Annotated in this window: 20 protein-coding genes; 7 read left to right on the plus strand and 13 right to left on the minus strand. The window is 70.8% G+C overall.

From position 1 onward, the window contains the following. The first annotated feature begins 62 nt into the window (after positions 1–62). Complete coding sequence (locus ACGFY5_RS19700) at positions 63–857, plus strand: TrmH family RNA methyltransferase (RefSeq protein WP_392721637.1); 795 nt, start codon at positions 63–65, stop codon at positions 855–857. On the opposite strand, the gene ACGFY5_RS19705 is transcribed toward ACGFY5_RS19700, so the two are convergent. The 3 genes from ACGFY5_RS19705 to ACGFY5_RS19715 form a co-directional block, all read right to left on the minus strand. Beyond that, positions 839–2761: an acyl-CoA dehydrogenase family protein gene (locus ACGFY5_RS19705; protein WP_392721638.1), complete on the minus strand. Its 1923-nt coding sequence runs from the start codon at positions 2759–2761 to the stop codon at positions 839–841. The genes ACGFY5_RS19700 and ACGFY5_RS19705 overlap by 19 nt on opposite strands. A 75-nt stretch (positions 2762–2836) precedes the next feature. After that, a complete protein-coding gene (locus ACGFY5_RS19710; RefSeq protein ID WP_392721640.1) occupies positions 2837–3733 on the minus strand; it encodes an RNA polymerase sigma factor SigF in 897 nt (298 codons plus the stop codon). Continuing rightward, positions 3730–4182 carry an ATP-binding protein gene (locus ACGFY5_RS19715; RefSeq protein WP_392721641.1) on the minus strand — a complete coding sequence of 151 codons (453 nt, stop codon included), beginning with the start codon at positions 4180–4182 and terminating at the stop codon, positions 3730–3732. The genes ACGFY5_RS19710 and ACGFY5_RS19715 overlap by 4 nt, the downstream gene beginning before the upstream one ends. 211 nt (positions 4183–4393) lie before the next feature. Here ACGFY5_RS19715 and ACGFY5_RS19720 point away from each other — a divergent pair, with 211 nt between their 5' ends. Both ACGFY5_RS19720 and ACGFY5_RS19725 read left to right on the plus strand, forming a co-directional pair. Then, entirely contained in the window at positions 4394–4831 is a 438-nt protein-coding gene (locus ACGFY5_RS19720) for a phage holin family protein (protein WP_392721644.1), read from the plus strand. Next, the gene (locus tag ACGFY5_RS19725) at positions 4807–5091 is read left to right on the plus strand and encodes a DUF3618 domain-containing protein (RefSeq protein ID WP_392721645.1); all 285 of its coding nucleotides are present in this window, start codon (positions 4807–4809) and stop codon (positions 5089–5091) included. Before ACGFY5_RS19720 ends, ACGFY5_RS19725 begins: the two co-directional genes overlap by 25 nt. A gap of 48 nt (positions 5092–5139) precedes the next feature. Here the strand turns inward: ACGFY5_RS19725 and ACGFY5_RS19730 are convergent, their stop codons facing one another. The 3 genes from ACGFY5_RS19730 to ACGFY5_RS19740 form a co-directional block, all read right to left on the minus strand. After that, positions 5140–5541 (minus strand): ChaB family protein, encoded by a 402-nt coding sequence (locus ACGFY5_RS19730; protein ID WP_392721647.1) that lies wholly within the window; start codon positions 5539–5541, stop codon positions 5140–5142. 73 nt (positions 5542–5614) lie between these two features. Next, positions 5615–6037, minus strand: a complete 423-nt coding sequence (locus ACGFY5_RS19735) for an STAS domain-containing protein (protein ID WP_392721649.1) — start codon at positions 6035–6037, stop codon at positions 5615–5617. A 94-nt stretch (positions 6038–6131) separates the two neighbouring features. Next, positions 6132–7166, minus strand: coding sequence for a Ku protein (locus ACGFY5_RS19740; protein WP_392721651.1), 1035 nt, complete (start codon positions 7164–7166; stop codon positions 6132–6134). Positions 7167–7262: 96 nt separating this feature from the next. Between ACGFY5_RS19740 and ligD the strand changes: the two genes are divergently transcribed. Beyond that, positions 7263–8204 (plus strand): non-homologous end-joining DNA ligase, encoded by a 942-nt coding sequence (gene ligD, locus ACGFY5_RS19745; protein ID WP_392721652.1) that lies wholly within the window; start codon positions 7263–7265, stop codon positions 8202–8204. 166 nt (positions 8205–8370) lie between these two features. Beyond that, positions 8371–9579, plus strand: coding sequence for a SpoIIE family protein phosphatase (locus ACGFY5_RS19750; protein ID WP_392721653.1), 1209 nt, complete (start codon positions 8371–8373; stop codon positions 9577–9579). Positions 9580–9780: 201 nt separating this feature from the next. Here ACGFY5_RS19750 and ACGFY5_RS19755 read toward each other — a convergent pair whose 3' ends face one another. The 3 genes from ACGFY5_RS19755 to ACGFY5_RS19765 form a co-directional block, all read right to left on the minus strand. Next, the gene (locus ACGFY5_RS19755) at positions 9781–10209 is read right to left on the minus strand and encodes an STAS domain-containing protein (protein WP_392721655.1); all 429 of its coding nucleotides are present in this window, start codon (positions 10207–10209) and stop codon (positions 9781–9783) included. A gap of 158 nt (positions 10210–10367) precedes the next feature. Then, the gene (locus ACGFY5_RS19760; RefSeq protein WP_392721656.1) at positions 10368–11159 is read right to left on the minus strand and encodes a site-2 protease family protein; all 792 of its coding nucleotides are present in this window, start codon (positions 11157–11159) and stop codon (positions 10368–10370) included. Positions 11160–11284: 125 nt separating this feature from the next. After that, positions 11285–12697, minus strand: coding sequence for an MFS transporter (locus ACGFY5_RS19765; RefSeq protein WP_392721657.1), 1413 nt, complete (start codon positions 12695–12697; stop codon positions 11285–11287). Between the two features lie 208 nt (positions 12698–12905). On the opposite strand from ACGFY5_RS19765, the gene ACGFY5_RS19770 reads away from it, so the two are divergent. Beyond that, a complete protein-coding gene (locus ACGFY5_RS19770; RefSeq protein WP_392721659.1) occupies positions 12906–14528 on the plus strand; it encodes an ATP-dependent DNA ligase in 1623 nt (540 codons plus the stop codon). Here the strand turns inward: ACGFY5_RS19770 and ACGFY5_RS19775 are convergent. Together ACGFY5_RS19775 and ACGFY5_RS19780 are read right to left on the minus strand one after the other, a co-directional pair. Continuing rightward, positions 14525–15895, minus strand: coding sequence for a hypothetical protein (locus tag ACGFY5_RS19775; RefSeq protein ID WP_392721660.1), 1371 nt, complete (start codon positions 15893–15895; stop codon positions 14525–14527). The two genes, ACGFY5_RS19770 and ACGFY5_RS19775, sit on opposite strands and share 4 nt — an antisense overlap. 3 nt (positions 15896–15898) lie before the next feature. Then, positions 15899–16306 carry a hypothetical protein gene (locus ACGFY5_RS19780; protein WP_392722590.1) on the minus strand — a complete coding sequence of 136 codons (408 nt, stop codon included), beginning with the start codon at positions 16304–16306 and terminating at the stop codon, positions 15899–15901. Positions 16307–16323: 17 nt separating this feature from the next. On the opposite strand from ACGFY5_RS19780, the gene ACGFY5_RS19785 reads away from it, so the two are divergent. Beyond that, positions 16324–17007 (plus strand): hypothetical protein, encoded by a 684-nt coding sequence (locus ACGFY5_RS19785; RefSeq protein ID WP_392721662.1) that lies wholly within the window; start codon positions 16324–16326, stop codon positions 17005–17007. A 13-nt stretch (positions 17008–17020) separates the two neighbouring features. Here the strand turns inward: ACGFY5_RS19785 and ACGFY5_RS19790 are convergent, their stop codons facing one another. Both ACGFY5_RS19790 and ACGFY5_RS19795 read right to left on the minus strand, forming a co-directional pair. Beyond that, positions 17021–17215, minus strand: coding sequence for a hypothetical protein (locus ACGFY5_RS19790; protein WP_392721664.1), 195 nt, complete (start codon positions 17213–17215; stop codon positions 17021–17023). A gap of 448 nt (positions 17216–17663) precedes the next feature. Continuing rightward, the gene (locus ACGFY5_RS19795) at positions 17664–19514 is read right to left on the minus strand and encodes an ATP-binding protein (RefSeq protein WP_392721667.1); all 1851 of its coding nucleotides are present in this window, start codon (positions 19512–19514) and stop codon (positions 17664–17666) included. Positions 19515–19528: the final 14 nt, after the last annotated feature.

Below are 19528 nucleotides of genomic sequence, written 5' to 3' on the forward strand. Positions count from 1 at the left end.
CCTCCGCCCGCCCGCCGATCCCGGCGCCGGGACCCGCGGTGGGGGCGCGGAGAATCGGTGATGTGGCGGCTATTGAGATCACCGACCCCGAGGATGCTCGGATCGCGGACTACCGCGCGCTGACCGACGTCGCGCTGCGGGAGGCGTTCGAGCCTCCGCACGGGCTCTTCATCGCCGAGGGCGAGCTCGTCCTGAAACGCGCCGTCCGCGCCGGCTACCGCATGCGCTCGATCCTGGTCGACGCCAAGCGCGTCGACCAGGTCGACACGATCGCGCCTGACGCACCCCTCTACGCGGCGACCCCGACAGTGCTCGAGGCGATCACCGGCTTCCACGTCCACCGCGGGGTGCTCGGCTCGGTGCACCGCCCGGCCCCGAACACACCCGCCGACCTCCTCGGCACGGCGAAAAAAGTCCTCATCCTGGAAGACGTCAACACCCACACCAACGTCGGCGCGATCTTCCGGACCGCCGCAGCGCTCGGCATGGACGCGATCCTGCTCAGCCCGTCCTGCGCCGACCCCCTCTACCGCCGCAGCGTCCGGGTCAGCATGGGCGAGGTCTTCGCGGTGCCCTACGCCCGCCTGGACCCGTGGCCCACGGCGCTGGAAACCGTCCGGGAAGCCGGCTTCACGCTCCTGGCCCTCACCCCGGGCCCGGAGGCGATCAGCCTCCGCGACCTGTCGCCGCACCAACGGCAACGGCCCGCGCTCCTGCTCGGCGCCGAGGGCCCGGGCCTCTCCGGCAAGGTCCTCACGGCCGCCGACGCCCGGGTGCGCATCCCGATGCACCGGGGCGTCGACAGCCTCAACGTGGCCACCGCAGCGGCCGTCGCCTGCTACGAGCTGGGCGGCTGAACGACCCTTCGCTGGTTCTCCTTGGAAGTGGGACCAGACTCAGCCGGCATGATCCACGGCCCGTCGTCCGACGGATCGAGAATCCCCTCCTCCAACCACTGGTACCGCCCGTCCAGCACCCGCTCGGCCAACATCCGGTCGGTGTCGTCGCTGTTCGTCCACAGCGCGTCGAACAACGCGTCGACCCGAACGGTCGCCTGCCGGCAGAACGCGTCAGCGAGTTCCATCGCGGTGGCTCCCCGCTGCGGCGGGCCCGCCTCCTTGGTCGACGCCGCACGCACGCACGCCGCACTCATCGCGAACAGCTCCGCCCCGATGTCGACGATCCGCGCCAGGAACCGCTGCCGGTGCTCGAGCCGCCCCTGCCACCGCGACATGCCGTAGAACGTCTGACGGGCCAGTTTGCGGCTGGAGCGCTCGATGTAACGCAGGTGCCGGGCGAGTGGCCCGAACTCGGCGAACGCCGTCGGCAGCTGCCCGGCGCCCACGGCCAACGTGGGCAGCCATCCCGCGTAGAACTTGCCGGCCTGCGCCGCCGCCTTGCCCTTGTCGCCCATCGACGCGTCCGGATCGATGATGTCACCGGCCACCGACAGGTGCGCGTCCACGGCCTCGCGCGCGATCAGCAGGTGCATGATCTCGCTCGAGCCCTCGAAGATGCGGTTGATCCGCTGGTCGCGGAGCGCCTGCTCCACGGGCACCGCGCGCTCGCCGCGCGCTGCCAGCGACTCCGCCGTCTCGTACGCGCGCCCGCCGCGGATCTGCACCAGTTCGTCGGAGACCAACCACCCCATCTCCGACGCGTAGAGCTTGGCGAGCGCGGCCTCGATGCGGATGTCGTTGCGCTTCTCGTCCGCGAGCTGGCTGGTCAGATCCAGCACGGCTTCGAGTGCGAACGCGGTCGCGGCGATGAACGCGATTTTGCCGGCGACCGCGTCGTGCCTACCGATCGGGCGGCCCCACTGCTCGCGCGCGTTGCTCCACTCACGGGCGATCTTCAGCGACCACTTCGCGGTACCGGCACAGATCGCCGGCAGCGACAGACGGCCCGTGTTCAGCGTCGTCAGTGCGATCTTCAGGCCTTCGCCCTCGCGGCCGATCCGGTTCGCCGCCGGGACCCGTACCTGGTGGAACCGGGTGACGCCGTTCTCCAGGCCGCGCAGGCCGAGGAACGCGTTGCGGTTCTCGACGGTGATGCCGGGGGAGTCGGCCTCGACGACGAACGCCGTGATGCCGCCGCGGTGCCCCTCGCTCTTCGGCACCCGCGCCATGACGACGAGCAGCTCCGCGACGACGCCGTTCGTGGTCCAGAGCTTGACGCCGTCGAGCACGTAGTCGTCGCCGTCGGGGACCGCGGCGCACGCCAGGCGGGCCGGGTCGCTGCCGACGTCGGGCTCGGTGAGCAGGAACGCGCTGATCGCGGTGGTGGCGCAGCGGGGGAGGAACTCGCGCTTCTGCTCCTCGGTGCCGAACTGCACGACCGGCTGGGGGACGCCGATCGACTGGTGCGCCGACAGCATCGCGCCGATCGCCGGGTTCACCGAACCGGCCAGCATCAGCGCCTTGTTGTAGTAGACCTGCGTGAGGCCGAGGCCGCCGTACTCGACCGGGATCTTCATGCCGAACGCGCCGAGCTCCATCAGCCCGTGGAGCACGTCGTCGGGGATGCGGGCATCGCGTTCGATCGCGGCCGCGTCGACGGTGGCCAGGAACGGTGTCAACCGGGCGAGAAACTCCTCGCCGACCTTCCGGGCCTCGTCGCCGGGTTGTGGTTCCGGGTGGATGAGATCGAGCGGGAACCGGCCGAGGAACAGTTCCTTGGCGAAGCTGGGCTTCGTCCACTCGGTCTGCCGTGCGGCTTCGGCGACCTGGCGTGATTCCCGTTCGGTTGGGGCGGTCGTCATGGACGTCTCCGTTCCGGGGCACAGTAGTTACCTACCGGTAGCTACTGTGCCCCGAACGGGTGACGTGCGCCACAGTTACTCGTCGACGAGTAGGCGTTCGCGCAGTTTCACGAGGGTCTGGGACAACAGACGCGACACGTGCATCTGGGAGATACCCATGCGGTCGGCGATCTGCGACTGCGTCATGTTGCCGAAGAACCGCAGGATCAGGATCTTCCGCTCGCGCGGCGGCACCTGGGCCAGCAGCGGCTGCAGCGACTCCCGGAACTCCACGTGCTCCAGCGCCGCGTCCTCGTCACCGAGCGTCTCGGCGAGCGTCGGCATCTCCCCGTCGCCACGCACCGGGTCGTCCAGCGACGAGCTGCGATAGGCGTTGGCGGCCTCCAGGCCCTCCAGCACCTCCTCACGGGAAAGCTTGAGGTGCTCGGCCAGCTCCGACGCGTTCGGCGCCCGTCCGTTGCGCTGGGACAGCTCCGCGGTGGCAGCCGTCAGCGACAGGTGCAGCTCTTTCAGGCGACGCGGGACGCGCACCGCCCAGCCGTGGTCACGGAAGTGCCGCTTGATCTCGCCGACGATGGTGGGCACCGCGTAGGAGAGGAAGTCGGCGCCGCGCTCGGCGTCGAAGCGGTCCACGGAGTTGATCAGGCCGACGGTCGCGACCTGAACGAGGTCTTCCAGCGGCTCGCCGCGGTTGTTGAACCGCCGGGCCAGGTGCCGCACCAGCGGTAGGTGCATCGTGACGAGCTGGTCGCGGATCTGCTGGCGACGCGGCGAGTCCGCGGGTAGCGAGTCGCGCTCGGCGAAGAGCGCGGCTGCCTCGCGGCGGGACTCCGAACGTGCGTCGGCGACCTCGTCGGCGGCCACGTCGGTGATGTCGACCTCGGTGTCGTCGTCCTTGGCCGCAGCCTTCGGGTCTTCCACCGGAGGCTGTTCGCTCTGCGGCGCTGTCACGCCGGTTGAGCGCTCGTTCACGCGAGCGCCTCGAGCCTGTGCTTGACGAGCTGGATGTGGACGACGTTCCCGTCGGTGACCCAGGTCTGCACCTCGTCGACCAGCGCGGTGAGCACCCGCCAGCCGAACGTGTTCTCGGCCGGCACGACACCGTCCTTGGTGGTGGCCGAGACCGACACGCGCAGCGCCTCTTCGTCGGCGCGGAACACGCACCGCAGCCGCCCGGGGGCAGCCGCCTTCGCCACCAGCTCGGCGCAGGCCTCGTCGACAGCCATCCGCAGGTCGGACACCTCGTCGAGGTCGTAGTCGAGGCGAACCGCCAGGTCGGCGGCGAGCGCACGCGCGACGGGGACGTGCACCGGGTCGGCAGGCAGGGTCAGTTCGATGTCGCTGCTTCCCCCATCCAGCGACTCAGTCTCCGAAAGCTCCGTCTCCGAAGGGTCCGAGCTGCTCCGTTCGGGCACCGCCATCAAACTTGCTCCTCGTTCACTCCATCCAATCCCCGGGTGGGGACCCGGGGAGCACACGCGGACTTACCCAGCCCACGCAGGGCCGAACCTACCGTCCTCGACCGTTCGCCGGGGCGTCGGGCCATACGCAGGGAGCATTGCTCCCGTTCCGTGGGAGGGTGGTCTCCGGCACGTTCCGGTTGACGGTGCTGGCAGTGGGGAGGATGCAGTGGTGACGTCGGATACCAGTACCAGGGGCAGGTCCACACCGCGGCCTGCGGTCGAACGTGCCCGGGAACCTTCGGTCGGACAGCTGGTCAACGACGTCGCCGCTGGCGTCTCGAGCCTCGTCAAAGCCGAGATCGCGCTCGCGAAGGCGGAGGTGGCCCAAGAGGCCAAGAAAGCCGTCGCCGGGGTGGCCGGTCTGGCCGTCGCGGCGGCCGCCGGGCTGATGATCGTGCCGCTGCTCTCGCTCGCCGCGGTGTACGCGCTGAGCGAGGTGATGGCCGGTTACTGGGCCGCGCTGATCGTCGCCGGGATCTGGGCGTTGATCGCGGGGATCGCCGGCCTCTTCGGTGCGTTGCGCTTGCGTAAGGTCAAGCCCGTTCCCACGGGTGCGATCGAAGCGGTGAAGGAGGATGTGCGGTGGGTCCGCGACCGGAAGATTTAGAACGCGACATCGCGTTCGCCCGTGAGCAGCTGCGGCGGGACGTGGACGAGTTGGTGGGCCGGGTCCGCCCGCAGGCCGTCGTCGCTCGTCAGACCGAGAAGCTCACCCAGCGGGCCCAGGGCGCCCTGGCCTCCGTGGGGCCGCTGCTGCGCAACAGTCGTGACCAGGTGCTCAGCCGGCCCGCGCTGCTCGGCGTCGGGGCGGGGCTGACAGTGCTCACGCTCGTCACCGTCGTCTGGCGGGTTCGCGCCCGCCGCTGAACGAACACGAAAGCGGGCCCCGGATCCCGGGGCCCGCTTTCGGCGTTTTCAGCGTGCGGCGGCCGTCTTCTTGCGGTTCGCCTTCTTGATCGCCTCGACGAGTTCGCTCTTCGACATCGTCGATCGACCGCGGATGTCCAGCGTGCGGGCGACGTCACGCAGGTGCGTCTTGGACGCGTTCGCGTCGACGCCCTCCTCGGTCTTGCCGCCCCGGCGGGCGGCGGCACCGGTCTTCTCGGACTGCTTGTCCGAGGGGCCCTTCTGCTTCTTGGGCTCCCAGTGGTCGCCGACCTTTTCGAACGAGTGCTTCAGCGACCCGAACGCGGTGCGGTGGGCCCGTTCGCCCTCGCCGTACTCCTCGACGGCCGAGTCGTGCGTCTTGATCCACGTCTCCTGCGCCTTCTTCGGCGAGCGCTTCAGCGTGGACGGCAACTCCTTGCGGCCGGGCATCGGAACCTCCTCGCAGCGAAAACCACCGGTACCACAGGGTTTCCCGTGGCACCGGTGTCAAACGCCCGAGGACTCAGCTGCCGGCGGCCGGCAGGTCGGTGTACGACTCGTAGAAGTCGAGCACCTGGTCCAGACCGGTGAGGGTGAGCGGCCGGCTGACCGTGCGGTTCGCACAGACCAGCCGGAACTTCGTCCCGACGGTCTCCGCCTGCTGGGACAGTTCGACGAGAACGCCCAGGCCGTTGGAGCCGAGGAACGTCACCGCGTCAAGATCCAGCACCACGTCCGAGCCGGGTATCGCTACGACCGGTGTGAGGGCGTCACGGAGCCGGGGTGCGGTGAGCATGTCGATCTCGCCGCCGACCCGTACTACCTGCCGCCCGTCGTCCGACGGCGGAACTTGTTCCACCGACAGAACCGCGTCCGTCGCGTCACCGAGCGCACCGGTCGCGGCACCGTTTCGCTGCGGGGCCGCCGAACCAGCGGGGTCGACCATTACGTACTCCCTCCATCGCTGCCCTGAACCCTAGCCCGGACGACGCATCGCTGCGGCAGAGGCCGGAAGGCACTCGGGAGTAAACCGCAGTGACTCAAGCAGTCTTGCGTTGGCTTGTGCTTTTCGTGGTGGTTCGAGCCGTCGTGGACTTGGCTGCGGTCTTCTTCGCCGTCGATTTGGCTGCAGTCTTCTTGGCGGTGGTCTTCGTCGTGCTCTTCGCGGCGGTCTTCTTCGCGGTGGTGGCGGTGGCCTTCTTGGGGGCCGCCTTCCGCGGGGTCGCCTTCGCGGGGCTCGCCTTCTTCGCGGGCGCCGCCTTCTTCGCGGCCGGGCGGCTCTCCTCGACGGTCTCGCCGCGGGCCCGCTTGGCCTCGGCGACGCTGGCCTCCAGCGCCGCCATCAGGTCCAGGACCGCGCCGCCGCCCTCGCTGGGCGCCTCCGGCTGCTCCACCTCGTGGCCCTGGATCTTCGCGTCGACGACCTCGCGGAGCGCCACCGCGTAGTCGTCGGTGAACTCGTCCATGTCCAGGTCGCCGGTAAGTGTCTGGATGTAGGACTCCGCCATCTGCATCTCCTGCGGGCGGACCGCGATGTCGGAGTCCGGCGCCAGCTCGGCGGGATCGCGGATCTCGTCCGGCCACAGCATCGTCTGCAGGAGCAGCACGTCGCCGTAGGGGCGCAGCAGCGCGAGCGCCTCCCGCTGACGCAGCGCGACCTTCACCAGCGCGACCGTGCCGGCCTTCTCCAACGCCTCGCGGAGCAGCACGTACGGCTTCGCGCCCGGCCCGTCGGCCTGCAGGAAGTAGCCCTTGGACAGGTACAGGCCGTCGACCTGCTCGGTCGGGACGAACTTCTGCACGTCGATGTTGCGCCCGGAGGCGATCGGCAGGTTCTCGAAGTCGGCGTCGTCGAGGACCACGACCTGCCCGTCCGGCAGCTCGTAGCCCTTCGCGATCTCGCTGTACGGAACCTCCACGCCCTCGGCCTCGCAGACCCGGCGGTACCGGATGCGGCCGCCGTCGGCCGCGTGGACCTGCCGGAGCTGGACGTCGTGTTGCTCGGTGGCGGAGAACAGCTTGATCGGGATCGTGACGAGCCCGAACGAGACGACGCCCTTCCAGATCGCACGCATTGGCGGTGCCCCCTGTGGGTAACTGAGCTAGTCGAGGGATCGACGGGACTACTCTGCGTTTACCGCCGGGGGGAAGTCCAGCGTGGAGGTGTCGGCGTGGCGAAGGCTTCGGGAACGACCACGGTTGCCGTGGCCGCTCGTCAGCTCGCTTTGTCGAACCTATCCAAGATTCTCTACCCGGAGACCGGCACGACGAAAGGTGAGGTGATCGACTATTACTCGCGGATCACGCCCGTTCTGATACCTCATCTGACGGGTCGTCCCCTCTCGCTCAAGCGCTATCCCAACGGCGTCGACGGGAAGGGGTTCTTCGCGAAGAACGTGCCGAACGGCGCGCCCGACTGGGTGCGCACCGAACGTCTCCCGGCTCCCGGCAGCACGATGAACCGGGACGAGATCGACTACCTCGTGCTCCCGGAGGACGAGGGTGACGCGTTGGCCACCGTCGTCTGGCTCGCGAACCTCGCGGCGCTCGAACTGCACGTCCCGCAGTGGCAGGTGGGCCCGCGCGGGGGCGTCCGCGGGACGGATCTGCTCGTCTTCGACCTCGATCCGGGTGCGCCGGCCACCGTTGTCGAGTGCTGCGCCGTCGCACTGCGGCTCCGTGAGGTCCTGGACGACGACGGGCTGGTCGCGGTGGCAAAGACGTCCGGCTCGAAGGGCATGCAGGTCTACGCGGCGATCAAGCCGGTTGACCCGGGCCGTACGTCCGATTACGCGAAGGCCGTCGCTCAGCAGTTGGAGCACGAAAATCCGCGGAACGTGACTTCGGTCATGGCCAGGGCGGTCCGGCCGGGCAAGGTCTTCATCGACTGGAGCCAGAACAACACCGCGAAGACCACCGTGGCGCCGTATTCGCTGCGGGCGCGCCCTGCGCCGACCGTCTCCACGCCCCTGCACTGGAACGAGGTCGCTGCCTGCGAACGCCCTGAGGAACTGGTGTTCACGTTCGATGCCGTACTGGAGCGTGCCGCTGCCGAGGGTGATCTATTCCTCGATCTGCTCACCCGTGAACGCCCGGCGTTGCCGCGTCGTTGAATCAGTGCGGACGGGTGTGGGGCTCTTGCATGGCCGGTCGCGGCGAGGATAATCCGAGCCGTCCCTTCCGTGACGCGGTCGTCACGGTGGGCATGCGACACGCTCGGTATCAGGAGGAGACCCTGACCATGACCATTGGCGAGTTGACCGTGCACGGAGCGCGATCATGACGCCGGTCGACGCAGTCCCGGCGACGCAGTCCGCCGGCTCCGGGCTCTCACCCGCTGAGCCTTCGCTGGCTGCGCCCGCCGAGGGCGACCTGGTGGTCGAACGCCGGATCGCCGACCCGAGCGCGTGGTGCGAGGCCCTCACCGCTGCCGCCGGTCGCACGGTCCTGATCTCCGGGCGCGTGCTCTCCGACGGCACGCCCGAGAGCGCCGAGGCGGCCGTCCGGTTCGCCGGGCAGCTCCGGATGGCGGTCCGGGCGATGGCACGGGTCGATCTGGCCCCTGCCGAGGCGCTGGGGCAGCTCGACGGCCTGGTGGCCGAGTGGGAGGAGCCGTTCCGCGCCCGCCTGCTCTACGGCGTGTTCGACCCGGTGGACGGGGCGTTCTGCTTCGCCCAGGCGGGTCACCCCGGGCCCGTGATCTGTGCCGTGAAGGGGGCGGCGGTGGCTCCGCCCGCTCCCGAGGGCGGCCCGCTCGGCGGGTTCCTGAGCATCGGCGCCTCCTACGGCGAGCAGACCGTGGCGATCCCGCCCGGCGGCAGCGTCGTCGTGACGTTGCCGAGCGCGCTGGCCGACGACGCGCAGTTCGCGGCCGGCGGGTTCTCGGTGGAGACGTACCGCCGGTCGGCGGCGGTGGACGGGGTCGCCCCGTCGGTCGCCGCGGCGCTGGGCGTGGGGGTCTGCGAGCCGGTTGCGGTCGCCGACGCCGTCGTGGGCTCGGTGCCGGGCAGCAGCGTGCTCGCCGCCGGGTGGCCGACCGGGTTGACGGTCGGGCCGGTGCGGGTGATCGAGCTGGAGCTCGGCGAGGGTGAGGACCCGACCCGCCGGGCGCGGGCGTTCTGCTACGGCGTGCTGAGCACGTGGCAGCTGACGCCGCTCGTGCGGGACGACATCGTGCTGGCGGTGTCCGAGCTGGTCGCGAACGCGCTGCTCTACGGTGGTGCCGCGGAGCAGCTGCGGTTGCGCCGGTCGGCGAGCCGGATCGTGATCGAGGTGTTCGACCGGGAGCCGGCGATGCCTCGGCCGCGCATCGCGGATGCGGACGCCGAGAGCGGCCGCGGCCTGTTCCTCGTGCGCCGCGTGGCGGCACGGTGGGGTGCCCGCGCAGTGCCGGGCGGCAAGGCCGTCTGGGCCGAATTCGACCTCAACGCGCCCCCACGCACGACGGACGACGAACCCAACGAGCCCACGCTCGAGGCCGCAGGGTAGGGCGCCGAGTTTCGGGGTTATGCGACGAGAATGCGGGCTCATCCCGGCCAGGATGAGCCCGCATTCTCGTCGCATAACCCCAGAAACCCGAGGGTGGGCGATCAGCCACGCACGGAGTGGCGGGGCGACTCGGGCCGCAGAGCCGCGCGCCGGTCGCGGAAACGACCGGCGCGAGCCATGCAGGCGTACAGAAGAGAAGGATCAGCCGCCGGCGGCGCTCAGCCCGAGCGCCTTTTCGGCGTCCTCGATCGTGGTGACCAAGGGGACTACGCGGTCGACGCCGGTGAGGCGGAAGACGCGGGCGACGATGCCGGGCGTGGTGACGACGACGTGGAGCGACCCGTCGCGGTCGCGGAGTCTCTTGTGGTCACTGACCAGGATGCCGAGCCCGGTGGAGTCGAGAAAGGTGACTTCGCGCAGATCGACGACGTGCCGGTGCTTGCGCTGCTCGACCAGTTCGTGAAGTGGCTCGCGCAACTGCGTGCCGGTGGTGACGTCGACCTCACCGGCGACGGTGACCAAGGCGTAGTGCTCGCGGTCGTCGACGGTGACCCGCAGCCGGCCGAAACTCTCCGGCTTGGACCGGGCGGCGTTCCTCGCCCCCACGGCCCGACCCTGACGCTCACGCATGGAACCCGACCTTCCTCATACGGTTCCCGAACCTTGCTGGTGTTGCTTGCGGCCCGTCCGAGTGGTCACGCGGGCAGTCTAATCGCGTAACGGACCGTCATCGGACCTCCCCCATCTTTCTCTCAGTAGACCCAGATTTCGATCCCAGGATGGAGATTTCACCCCATCCAGAACTGGAAAAGACTCTGCCCGTAGGCGATGTACACCCCTGGAATGCCCAGCAGACCGAGGAACCACCCCACGATGCTGAAGAACGCCTGATTCACCGGGGGGATCCACAGCAGCACGAACAGCAGCAGCACCGCATACGGGGCGATCGGGGCCACTTTTCGCAGCACCTTGTTGGACAGGTACGGCTGGATGACGCCGAAACCGTCCAGCCCCGGCACCGGCAGCGAATTCAGCACCGCTGCGGTGACCTGCAGGAACGTGAGGAATGCGAACGCACCCCAGAATTCGACGTGGGCCCGGTCGTCGGGCGCGAACATCGTGAACACCACCGCGAGCACGGCGGCGAGGATGATGTTCGTCATCGGCCCGGCGAGCGACACGAGGCTGTTCGAGAGCCTGCTGCGCAGGTAACGGCGGTCGATGAAGACCGCGCCGCCGGGCAGGCCGATGCCGCCGAGCAGTACGAACAGCAGGGGCAGCAGGATGCTGTACGCGAAGTGGGTGTACTTGAGCGGATCGAGCGTGAGGTAGCCGCGTTCGACGACGGACCGGTCACCGTTGCGGAAGGCGACGAGTGCGTGCGCGAACTCGTGCAGACACAGCGAGATCACCCAGGCGCACGCGACGAACACGAACGCCGTGAGGCCGGTGGGTGCGCTGCGGGTCCAGAGGGCCCACCCGGACACTGCCGTGGCCAGCACCAACCCGAGGAAGATCGGGCTGGGCCACCGGCTCACCGAGGCACCCGGCCGCTGGCGTACCGGTTCTCCGGTCGTCACTGTTCTCCTCTTCGCGCTGTGGCCCTTCCGTGACCATCCTGCCTCGCCGATGCTCGTTCTGCCTGTCCGGTAGACGCAACAGGGCGGCTACCGGTTGCTTCCGGTAGCCGCCGTGTAGCGGAACGTCAGTCGGCCACGCGGGTTTTCACGATGCCCAGCGGCTTCGCGATCGACTCGAGCGACTTCCGTTCGGCGTCGACGCCGAGGAACCACGCGACGAAGCCACCGACGATCATCAACCCGGCACCGAGCAGGTACCCGCCGAACAGCGGGCCCCGGCTCTCGCCCTCACCGATGAGCTGGCCGAACAGCCACGGCGCGATCACACCACCGAAGAACTGGGAGATCGCGAAGAAGAACGCGATCGCCTGGCTCCGCAGCTCGAGCGGGAAGATCTCGCTGACCGTCAGGTAGCCCGAAGACGCCGCCGCCGAGGCGATGAAGAAGATGACGCACCAGAGGATCGTCTGCGTCACCGCGGTCAGGACGTCGGCGTAGAACAGGTAACCGGTGATCGCCAGCAGGATGCCGGAGGACACGTAGGTGCCGCCGATCATCTTGCGTCGCCCGATCGTGTCGAAGAACGGCCCCAGTACCAGTGGGCCGATCAGGTTGCCGATCGCGAACGGGAAGAAGAAGTACGGGATCGTGCCGCTGTCGACGTCGTAGAACGTGCCCAGGACCAGCGCGTACGTGAAGAAGATCGCGTTGTAGAGGAAGGACTGGGTGGTCATCAGCGTGAACCCGAGGATCGTGCGGCTCGGGTACTGCTTGATCATGACCTGGGCGATTTGCCGGTAGGTGACCGGCGGATGCGGTTTGACCTCGGAGGCCTCCGAGTCGGGGACCGGCGTCACTTCTTTGCCGCTGGCGCGGACCCGGGCCTCGATCTCGTCGACGGTGCGTTCGGCCTGTTCCTCCTGGCCGTGCGTCATCTGCCAGCGCGGGCTCTCCGGGATGTGCCGGCGCAGCGGCCAGATCGCCAGACCGATCAGCGGACCGAGGAAGAATCCCAGCCGCCACCCGATGTTGTCGGAGAAGAAGTCCGGGTTCAGGAAGACGATCTGCGCGGCGGACGCCAGCGCGGCGCCACCCCAGTACGTGCCGCTGATCGCCAGGTCGACGCGACCGCGGTAGTGCGAGGGGATCAGCTCGTCGATGGCGGAGTGGATCGCGGCGTACTCACCGCCGATGCCCATACCGGCGAGGAACCGGAACAGCAGGAACTCGTAGAACGTGAACGAGAAGCCGGTCAGACCACTGGCGACGAGGTAGAGCGTCAGCGTGATCAGGAACAGCTTCCGGCGTCCGAGCCGGTCGGCCATGCGGCCGAAGATCAGCGCACCGACGACTTCACCGAACAGGTAGACCGACGCGGAGAGCGTCACCTGCTGGGCGCTCAGACCCAGTGCGCCGTCCTCGGTGAGTTTGTCGGCCACCGTGGAAGCGATCTGGATCTCCAGACCGTCGAGGATCCAGGTCACACCGAGCGCGATCACGACCAGCCAGTGGAACCGCGACCAGGGCAAGCGGTCCATTCGCGCTGGTACCAGGCTTCTGAACGTCCTTTCGGGGCGCTCTGTTTCCGTTGACGCCATCGTCCACCTCCCCAGGGAACTGCGGGTTGCCCTACCCAACGAAAACTGGGGTGAACCCTGCGGAACTTTCTGATGTTGGGCTTCGTTCGCGGGCGACCCCCGAACGGATGCCGTCGGGTTTTGTCGGTGGTGGGGGTCAGAATGGGTCATGTTTCTCGCCGAGATCGCTGCGACCGGGCGTGACGTCGCTGCGGTGAGTTCTCGCAAGGCCAAGGTCGTGCGGCTCGCGGAGTGTCTGCGTCAGCTCGCCCCCGACGAAGTGGTGCCGGGCGTCGCATGGCTCTGCGGTGAGCTGCGGCAGCGGCAGATCGGCGTCGGGTGGGCGTCGCTGCGTGATCTCCCGGATTCGTCGGCTGCGGAGCCGACGTTGACGGTGCTTATCGTGGACGGGATCTTCGCCGAGATCGGCGGCATGGCGGGGCCCGGTTCGCAGGCGGCGCGGCGGTCGGCGCTGGCGGGGCTGTTCGCCCGGGCGACGCCCGAGGAGCAGGCGTTCCTACGTGCGCTGCTGGTCGGAGAGGTGCGGCAGGGTGCGCTGGCCGGCGTGATGATCGACGCGGTCGCTGCGGCCACCGACGTGCCGTTGGCCGCGTTGCGGCGGGCGCTGCTGTTGCGCGGTGACCTGCGCGCGGTGGCGGAGGCGGCGCTGCGGGACGGTGCGGCTGGGCTCGCCGCGTTCCGGTTGGAGGTCGGGCGGCCGTTGGCTCCGATGCTCGCGCAGTCGGCCGAGGATCTGTCCGACGCGCTCGCGCGGTCAGGAGCGGCGGCCGTCGAGGAGAAGCTCGACGGGGCGCGCGTGCAGGTGCACCGGTCCGGGTCGGACGTGCTCGTCGTGACGCGCAGCCTGGACGACATCACCGCGCGGGTGCCCGAGGTGGTGGAGGCTGCGTTGGCGTTGCCGGTGCGTTCGGCTGTGCTCGACGGGGAGGCCATCGCGTTGCGGCCGGATGGGCGTCCGGAGGCGTTTCAGGTCACCGCGTCGCGGGTGGGGAGCCGGGCTGACGTCGCTACCGCCCGGGAGAAGATCCCGTTGTCGGCGGTGCTCTTCGACGCTTTGCACCTCGATGGTGAAGACCTGCTCGATCGTCCCGCCGGGGAACGGTTCGCCGCGTTGTCGGCGGTTGCGCCTGCCGAGAGCGTGGTCCGTCGCGTTCTGGTTCCCGCTTCTTCGGTCGACGCCGATCGAGTGGTCGCCGATGCGGGCGACGCCGAATCGGGGGGAGCTGTGGCGGCGGGCGCTGTGGGGCAGGTGGCGGCGACGGAATTCGTGGCGGACACCTTGCGGCGGGGGCACGAAGGGGTCGTGGTGAAGTCGCTGGCCGGCCCGTATGCGGCCGGGCGGCGCGGGGGTGGTTGGTGGAAGGTGAAACCCCGGCACACACTGGATCTGGTCGTGCTCGCGGCGGAGTGGGGGCACGGGCGGCGCCGGGGGTGGCTGTCGAATCTGCACCTCGGGGCGCGGGATGCGTCGGGTCAGGTGGGGGAGGCCGGAGGGTTCGTCATGCTCGGCAAGACGTTCAAGGGCATGACCGATGCGATGCTGAAGTGGCAGACCGAGTATCTGCTCGAGCGGGCGGTGAGCCGGGATTCGTACACGGTCTACGTGCGACCGGAGCTGGTCGTGGAGATCGCGTTCGACGGGGTGCAGCGGAGCACCCGGTATCCCGGGGGAGTGACGCTGCGGTTCGCGCGGGTGAAGGGGTACCGCACCGACAAGCCGGTCGCCGAGGCCGACACCCTCGAAGCGGTCCAGGCGCTGCACCCGGCCTAGGGGCGCGCGTTGCGGAGGGCGGCGTCGCGGTCGGCTCGGTATTCGGCTAGGCGTTCGGCGTAGGAGGCGCGGAGGTCCGCGAGGCGCTGTTCGGTGTGTTCGGCGGTAGCTGCGAGCTGGGCTCGGAGGGCGTCGCGGTCGGCCGTGACGGTGGCTAGTTCGGCACGGACGGTGCCGATTTCGGCGCGGGCCGCGGCCGCGGTGTCGTCCGCGACGGCCCGGAGCCGCTCGGCCTCGTCGCGCGCGGCACCGGCTCGCGCGTGCTCGCGTTCCGCGGTGTCCCGCGCCTCGTCCGCAGCCTGCTGCGCCTGTTCGGCCGCTGCGCGTGCCTGTTCGGCCGCGGCGAGTGCCCGCTCGGTCTGCTCGAGGTCAGCGCGGGCGCGCGCGAGGTCGGCGGTGGCGCGGTCGAGTTCGGCGCGGGCGCGTTGGGCGTCGGCGGTGGCGTGCGCGAGGTCGGACTCGGCGCGTTCGGCTCGGCGTTCGGCGTCTCGGTTCGCGGTGGTGGCGGTGTCGGCGCGGAGGACTGCGGCGTCGAGGTCGGTGCGTAGGCGGTCGACCTGGTCGCGGAGGAGGGTCAGAGCTTGCTCGGCGTGGCCGGTGCGCTCCTCGGCGAGCGCGGCGCGGCGCTCGGCGTCGGTGGCGGCGGTGCGCTGCGACTCGGATTCGCGCTCGGCGGCGTCGGCGCGCGTGCGGTGCCGGCTCTCGGCTGCCTCGGCGGCCGCTGCCCGCTCGTCGGCGGCGTCGCGCTCGGTGGCGGCCTGGTCGCGTTCGTCGCGGATGGACGCCAGCTCGGCGGTGAGTTCGTCCGCGCGGCTCTGCGCGGTGTCGCGGGCGGCTTCGGCCTGGCGGCGGGCCGCACGCACCTCGCTCGCCGCGTGCTCGACCTGCAGCGTGCGCGCCTCGGCGGCGGCGACCGCGGCGTCGGCGGCGGCCCGGACCGCGGTGACCTCGGTGACCAGCGCGGCCGGGTCGCGGCCGACGCTCAGGTCCTCCAGGACGCGGTCGCCGAGCGCGCGCAGATCCGCTGCCGCTGCCGCGAACCGCTCGATCGCGCGCTCCATCCGCGCGCCGGCCGTCGTGACCGGACGGTCCGCGACGGGCGGCGCGTCAGCGACGGCCGCACTCGCGGTCACCTCGAGCGCCCGCCGACGCCGCTCGGCGAACGCGGCCGCGCGGTTGTGCCCCGGATCCGAGCAGTACTCCGGTGCCCGCCCCGGCCCGGACGAGGGCGCCGCCGACCGCTCACACCCCGGATACCGACAAAGCTTGACCCCGCCCGCGCGGCTCTGGGGGGACGGGGTGGTGGGGCGGGGGATGGGGTGTGTTGCGGGCGCGGGGGAATCCGTGCCTTCGGGGGGAGGGTTCACGGGTTACCGGGAGCCGCGGTGCCGGCCGGCGCGGCGCCCACTCGCGCGAACCGCCCGGTCGCGCAGTGCGTCGAGCTGGCCGGGACGTGGCCCGGACACCTCGGTGGCGCGATCCCGCAGCGCACGCAGCCGCCCGGCCACCGTGCGATACGCCGCCCGCCCGCGCTGCCCCACCGCGTCGACCGCGCGCCCCGCCGGGCCGCCACCCGTCTCGGCAGGACCCGGGCCCAAGCCCGCAGGACCGGGCGGGGGACCGTCCGGGGTGGAGGCCTCCTCGATGCGGAGGTGCAGACGCGCTCTGATCTCCTCGGGCGTGTAGGCCCGACGCCGAACCTCGGCACGCGCCACCGCGACACCCGTCGCGGCGACCCCGGCCAGCCCGGCCAGCCCGATCACCTTCCACAAACGCATCTGCCTAGGCTATCGGCATGCCCGGCACCCGGATGACCCTGACCGAGGCGGTCGACGCCACTCGCACCGGCGATCTGTGGCTGTTCCGCGGCCGCACCGCCGCTGACCGGGCGATTCAGACCCTCACCAACGCTCCGGTCAACCACGTCGGCATGGCGGTCACGCTCGACGACATGCCGCCGCTGATGTGGCACGCCGAACTCGGCCGCTCGCTGCCCGACATGTGGGCCGGGGCGCACGTGCGCGGCGTCCAGCTGCACGTCCTCGCCGACGCGGTCCGCGTCTGGGGCAACCGCTACGGCCAGCGGGCCTGGCTGCGCCAGCTCGACCTCGAGGTGACGCGCCCGATGGAGGACGCGGTGCTGCGCACTGTCGCCCGCCTCGACGGCACCCCGTTCCCGTCCACCGCCGGGCTCGCGGGCCGCTGGGCACGCGGACGCACGCGTCGTCGCGTCGACGCGGTCCGCGCGAAGGGCAGGGCGGCGCTCGGCCTCGAGCGCGCCGAGAAGCAGGGCCTCGACAACCCGCTCGAGTCCGCGTACTGCGCCGAGGTCGTTGCGCTGACCTACCAGGCAATGGGCCTGCTACCGGCCAGCAGGGCGTCCGACTCGTACGACCCGGGCAGCTTCTGGAGCGGCGACAAGCTCGATCTCCAGCTCGGCGCCCGACTCGGCGACGAGATCGAAGTCGTCCTCGACTGACCGGCCCCGAAGACTAGGAGCGGCGGCGCGAGACGTGCAGCACCGTGCCGTCGGCCCCGGTCACGACGGTCAGGCCACCACCGGAGAACCGCGTGCGATCCGGGTTGTCCTGCTCGGGCGCGACCCGGGACGGCGACGCGAGGACGTCGGCCACTTCGGCGTCGGTGATCCCGAAATCAGTGGCGGAACGCCGCGCACCACGGGTCATCCGAACGGCCTCGGAACTCTTCGAAGCAGACGGGGTGCGACGCCGCTGACCAGCGGGTTCCCGGCCACCGGCCGGATGCCCGGAGGGGGCGCTGCGCTGACGCTGAACGGGCGGGGCCTCGGAGTAGCCCGCGGAGTCGTCACCGTCTGCTGACGGGTCGCTCGGCGGCGCGAGAAAGAGCATGGCCGGTGCGGGCGGTGCAGACGAGCGTGAGGGCATATCGTCCCTTCGGGTTGATGCTTCGGCGCGCCGGCGTGCCGCATGAACAGCCCGTTGTCGTACGGGAGCGGCTGAGCTCTGCCTTCCGGCTTCTCGAGGACGGCCGGCGTGCCGTCTAATGGGGGTCGCGGCCTCGCGATGGGGACCCGCCACCAACCATACCCGCAACCACGCCGTCGCGCTGCGGTGTGAACGGCGGTCGAGCCCGTGACATGCGTCGGCCCGTACGTCAGCTCACCGGCGAAATCGCTCCCACAAGGTGGGTTCCGATATCGATGACCGGTTCCCCCGCGTCCTGCGCCGCGGGAAGCGTGAACCGGACGACAGTGCCACCCCCGGCGTTGTCGGTTGCCGCGATCGTGCCGCGGTGCCGCTCCACGATGCGTCGACAGATCGCCAGCGTCAGATCGCTCTCCGGATAGAGCCCGGTGCCGGGATCACCCGGACTGAACAACTGCGCGTGACGACCGGGCGGAATCCCGATCCCGTGGTCGGCGATCTCCACCCGCACCCACTCACCACCCGGCACCGGGTGCGCGCGCACGGCGAGCCGCGGCGTCTCGTCCGGGGGTGTGTGTTTCAGGGCGTTGCCCAGCAGACCGGCGAACAGCCTGCGCAGCAGGTGGGCATCACCGCGGACCGGCGGAAGCCGGCGCACGATGACGTGCGGCGCGCGGGTGCGTGCCACGGGCAGCACGACCGCGAGCATCTCGGTCACCACAGCATCCAGATCGACGTCGGTCAGCTGCAGATCGGTGTCGCGGGTGGCCGCGTAGGCGAGCAGGTCGTCGACGAGCCGGCGCATGCGCTCGGTGACGGTCCGGACGCGGGCCAGCCGCTCGCCGGTCAGCACGTTCCCGGCCTGGTCGAGGTACCCCAGCACGGTCGCCAGCGGTGCCCGGAGGTCGTGCGCCGCGATGCCGGCGAACGCGGTCAGGTCCGCCTCGTGCGCGCGCAGCGCGGTGACGTCACGGGAGACGGCGAGCGCCCCCTGCCGGTCGGATCCCAGGTCGAGCGGCTGTGCCGCCACCCGCACGCGGACGCCGTCCGGCCGGGCGGCGCTGCGCACCACGAACTCGTCCGCGCAGGCGGCGCCGGTGAGCGCGCGGCGCAGCGGCAGGTCCGTGCCCGGGAACGGCGTGACCCCGTCGAGGCGGAACACCCCGTTCGGCGCCTCCGCGAGCATCGCCTGCGCGGGTGAATTGAGCAGCGCCACCGTGCCGTCCTCGTCGGCGACGGCCACCCCCTCGTCGATACTCGTCAGCACCGCGTGGAGCAGCGTGGCCTGCTGCCGCGCGGACCGTTCGACGCGGTGGACCTCCGCCGCCGCCCCGGCCACCCGGGCCCGGTCGCGGGCCCGGGCGAGGGCGAGCGTGTACACCAGCAGACCAGCCACAATGCTCAGGGTGACGCCAGTCGCGAGCGCAACCTCGTCGAAGTGCGAATCCACCGGCGTACCGCCGCCCGCGGGGCGTGTCGCAGCGAGGAACCGCTGCTCGTCGAGGTCGAGAACGACCCAGCCGCGGGTCCGGGAGATCGGCGCGGCCACCGTTCGCGCGGTACCGCCCGACGCCGGATAGGGGTCGGAGACCACGACGTCCGAACCCAGCGCCGCCACGGCCTGGGGCGCGGCCGCGAGGTCACGCCCGACGCGGGGGAGCGTGCCGTCGAGCGGGCGGTCGAGCACGGCGAAGTAGTGGTCGGCCGCGCTGCGTGCCGGTTCGAGCCGCACGGCCGGCCAGGACTTCCGGGCGGTCGCGGCCGGGACGACCACGCTCACGCCGCTGACGCCGGGCAGGCTCGGCAGCGTCGCCGTGACCGCGGTGAGCCCCGCCTCGTCCAGCGGCGCGAGGTCGCGGAGCGCGGTGGACACCTGTCGGGTCGAGTCGGAGTACCGGCGCATGCCCGCGGCGACCGCGGCCCGGGCCGTCGCGGCGCGCTGTTCGGCGAGCCGGTGCTGTCCCCGCTGCTCCAGGGACCGGAAACCCTCGGCGGCCAGCACGGAGAGCGCGATACCGAGGACGACCACGGCAGCCGCCAGCGCGGCACCCCGGGGATCGACCCGGGCGCGTTCTCGCATAACGTCGATTATGG

It is taken from the genome of Cryptosporangium sp. NPDC048952, from assembly GCF_043197895.1.
Lineage (GTDB): Bacteria > Actinomycetota > Actinomycetes > Mycobacteriales > Cryptosporangiaceae > Cryptosporangium.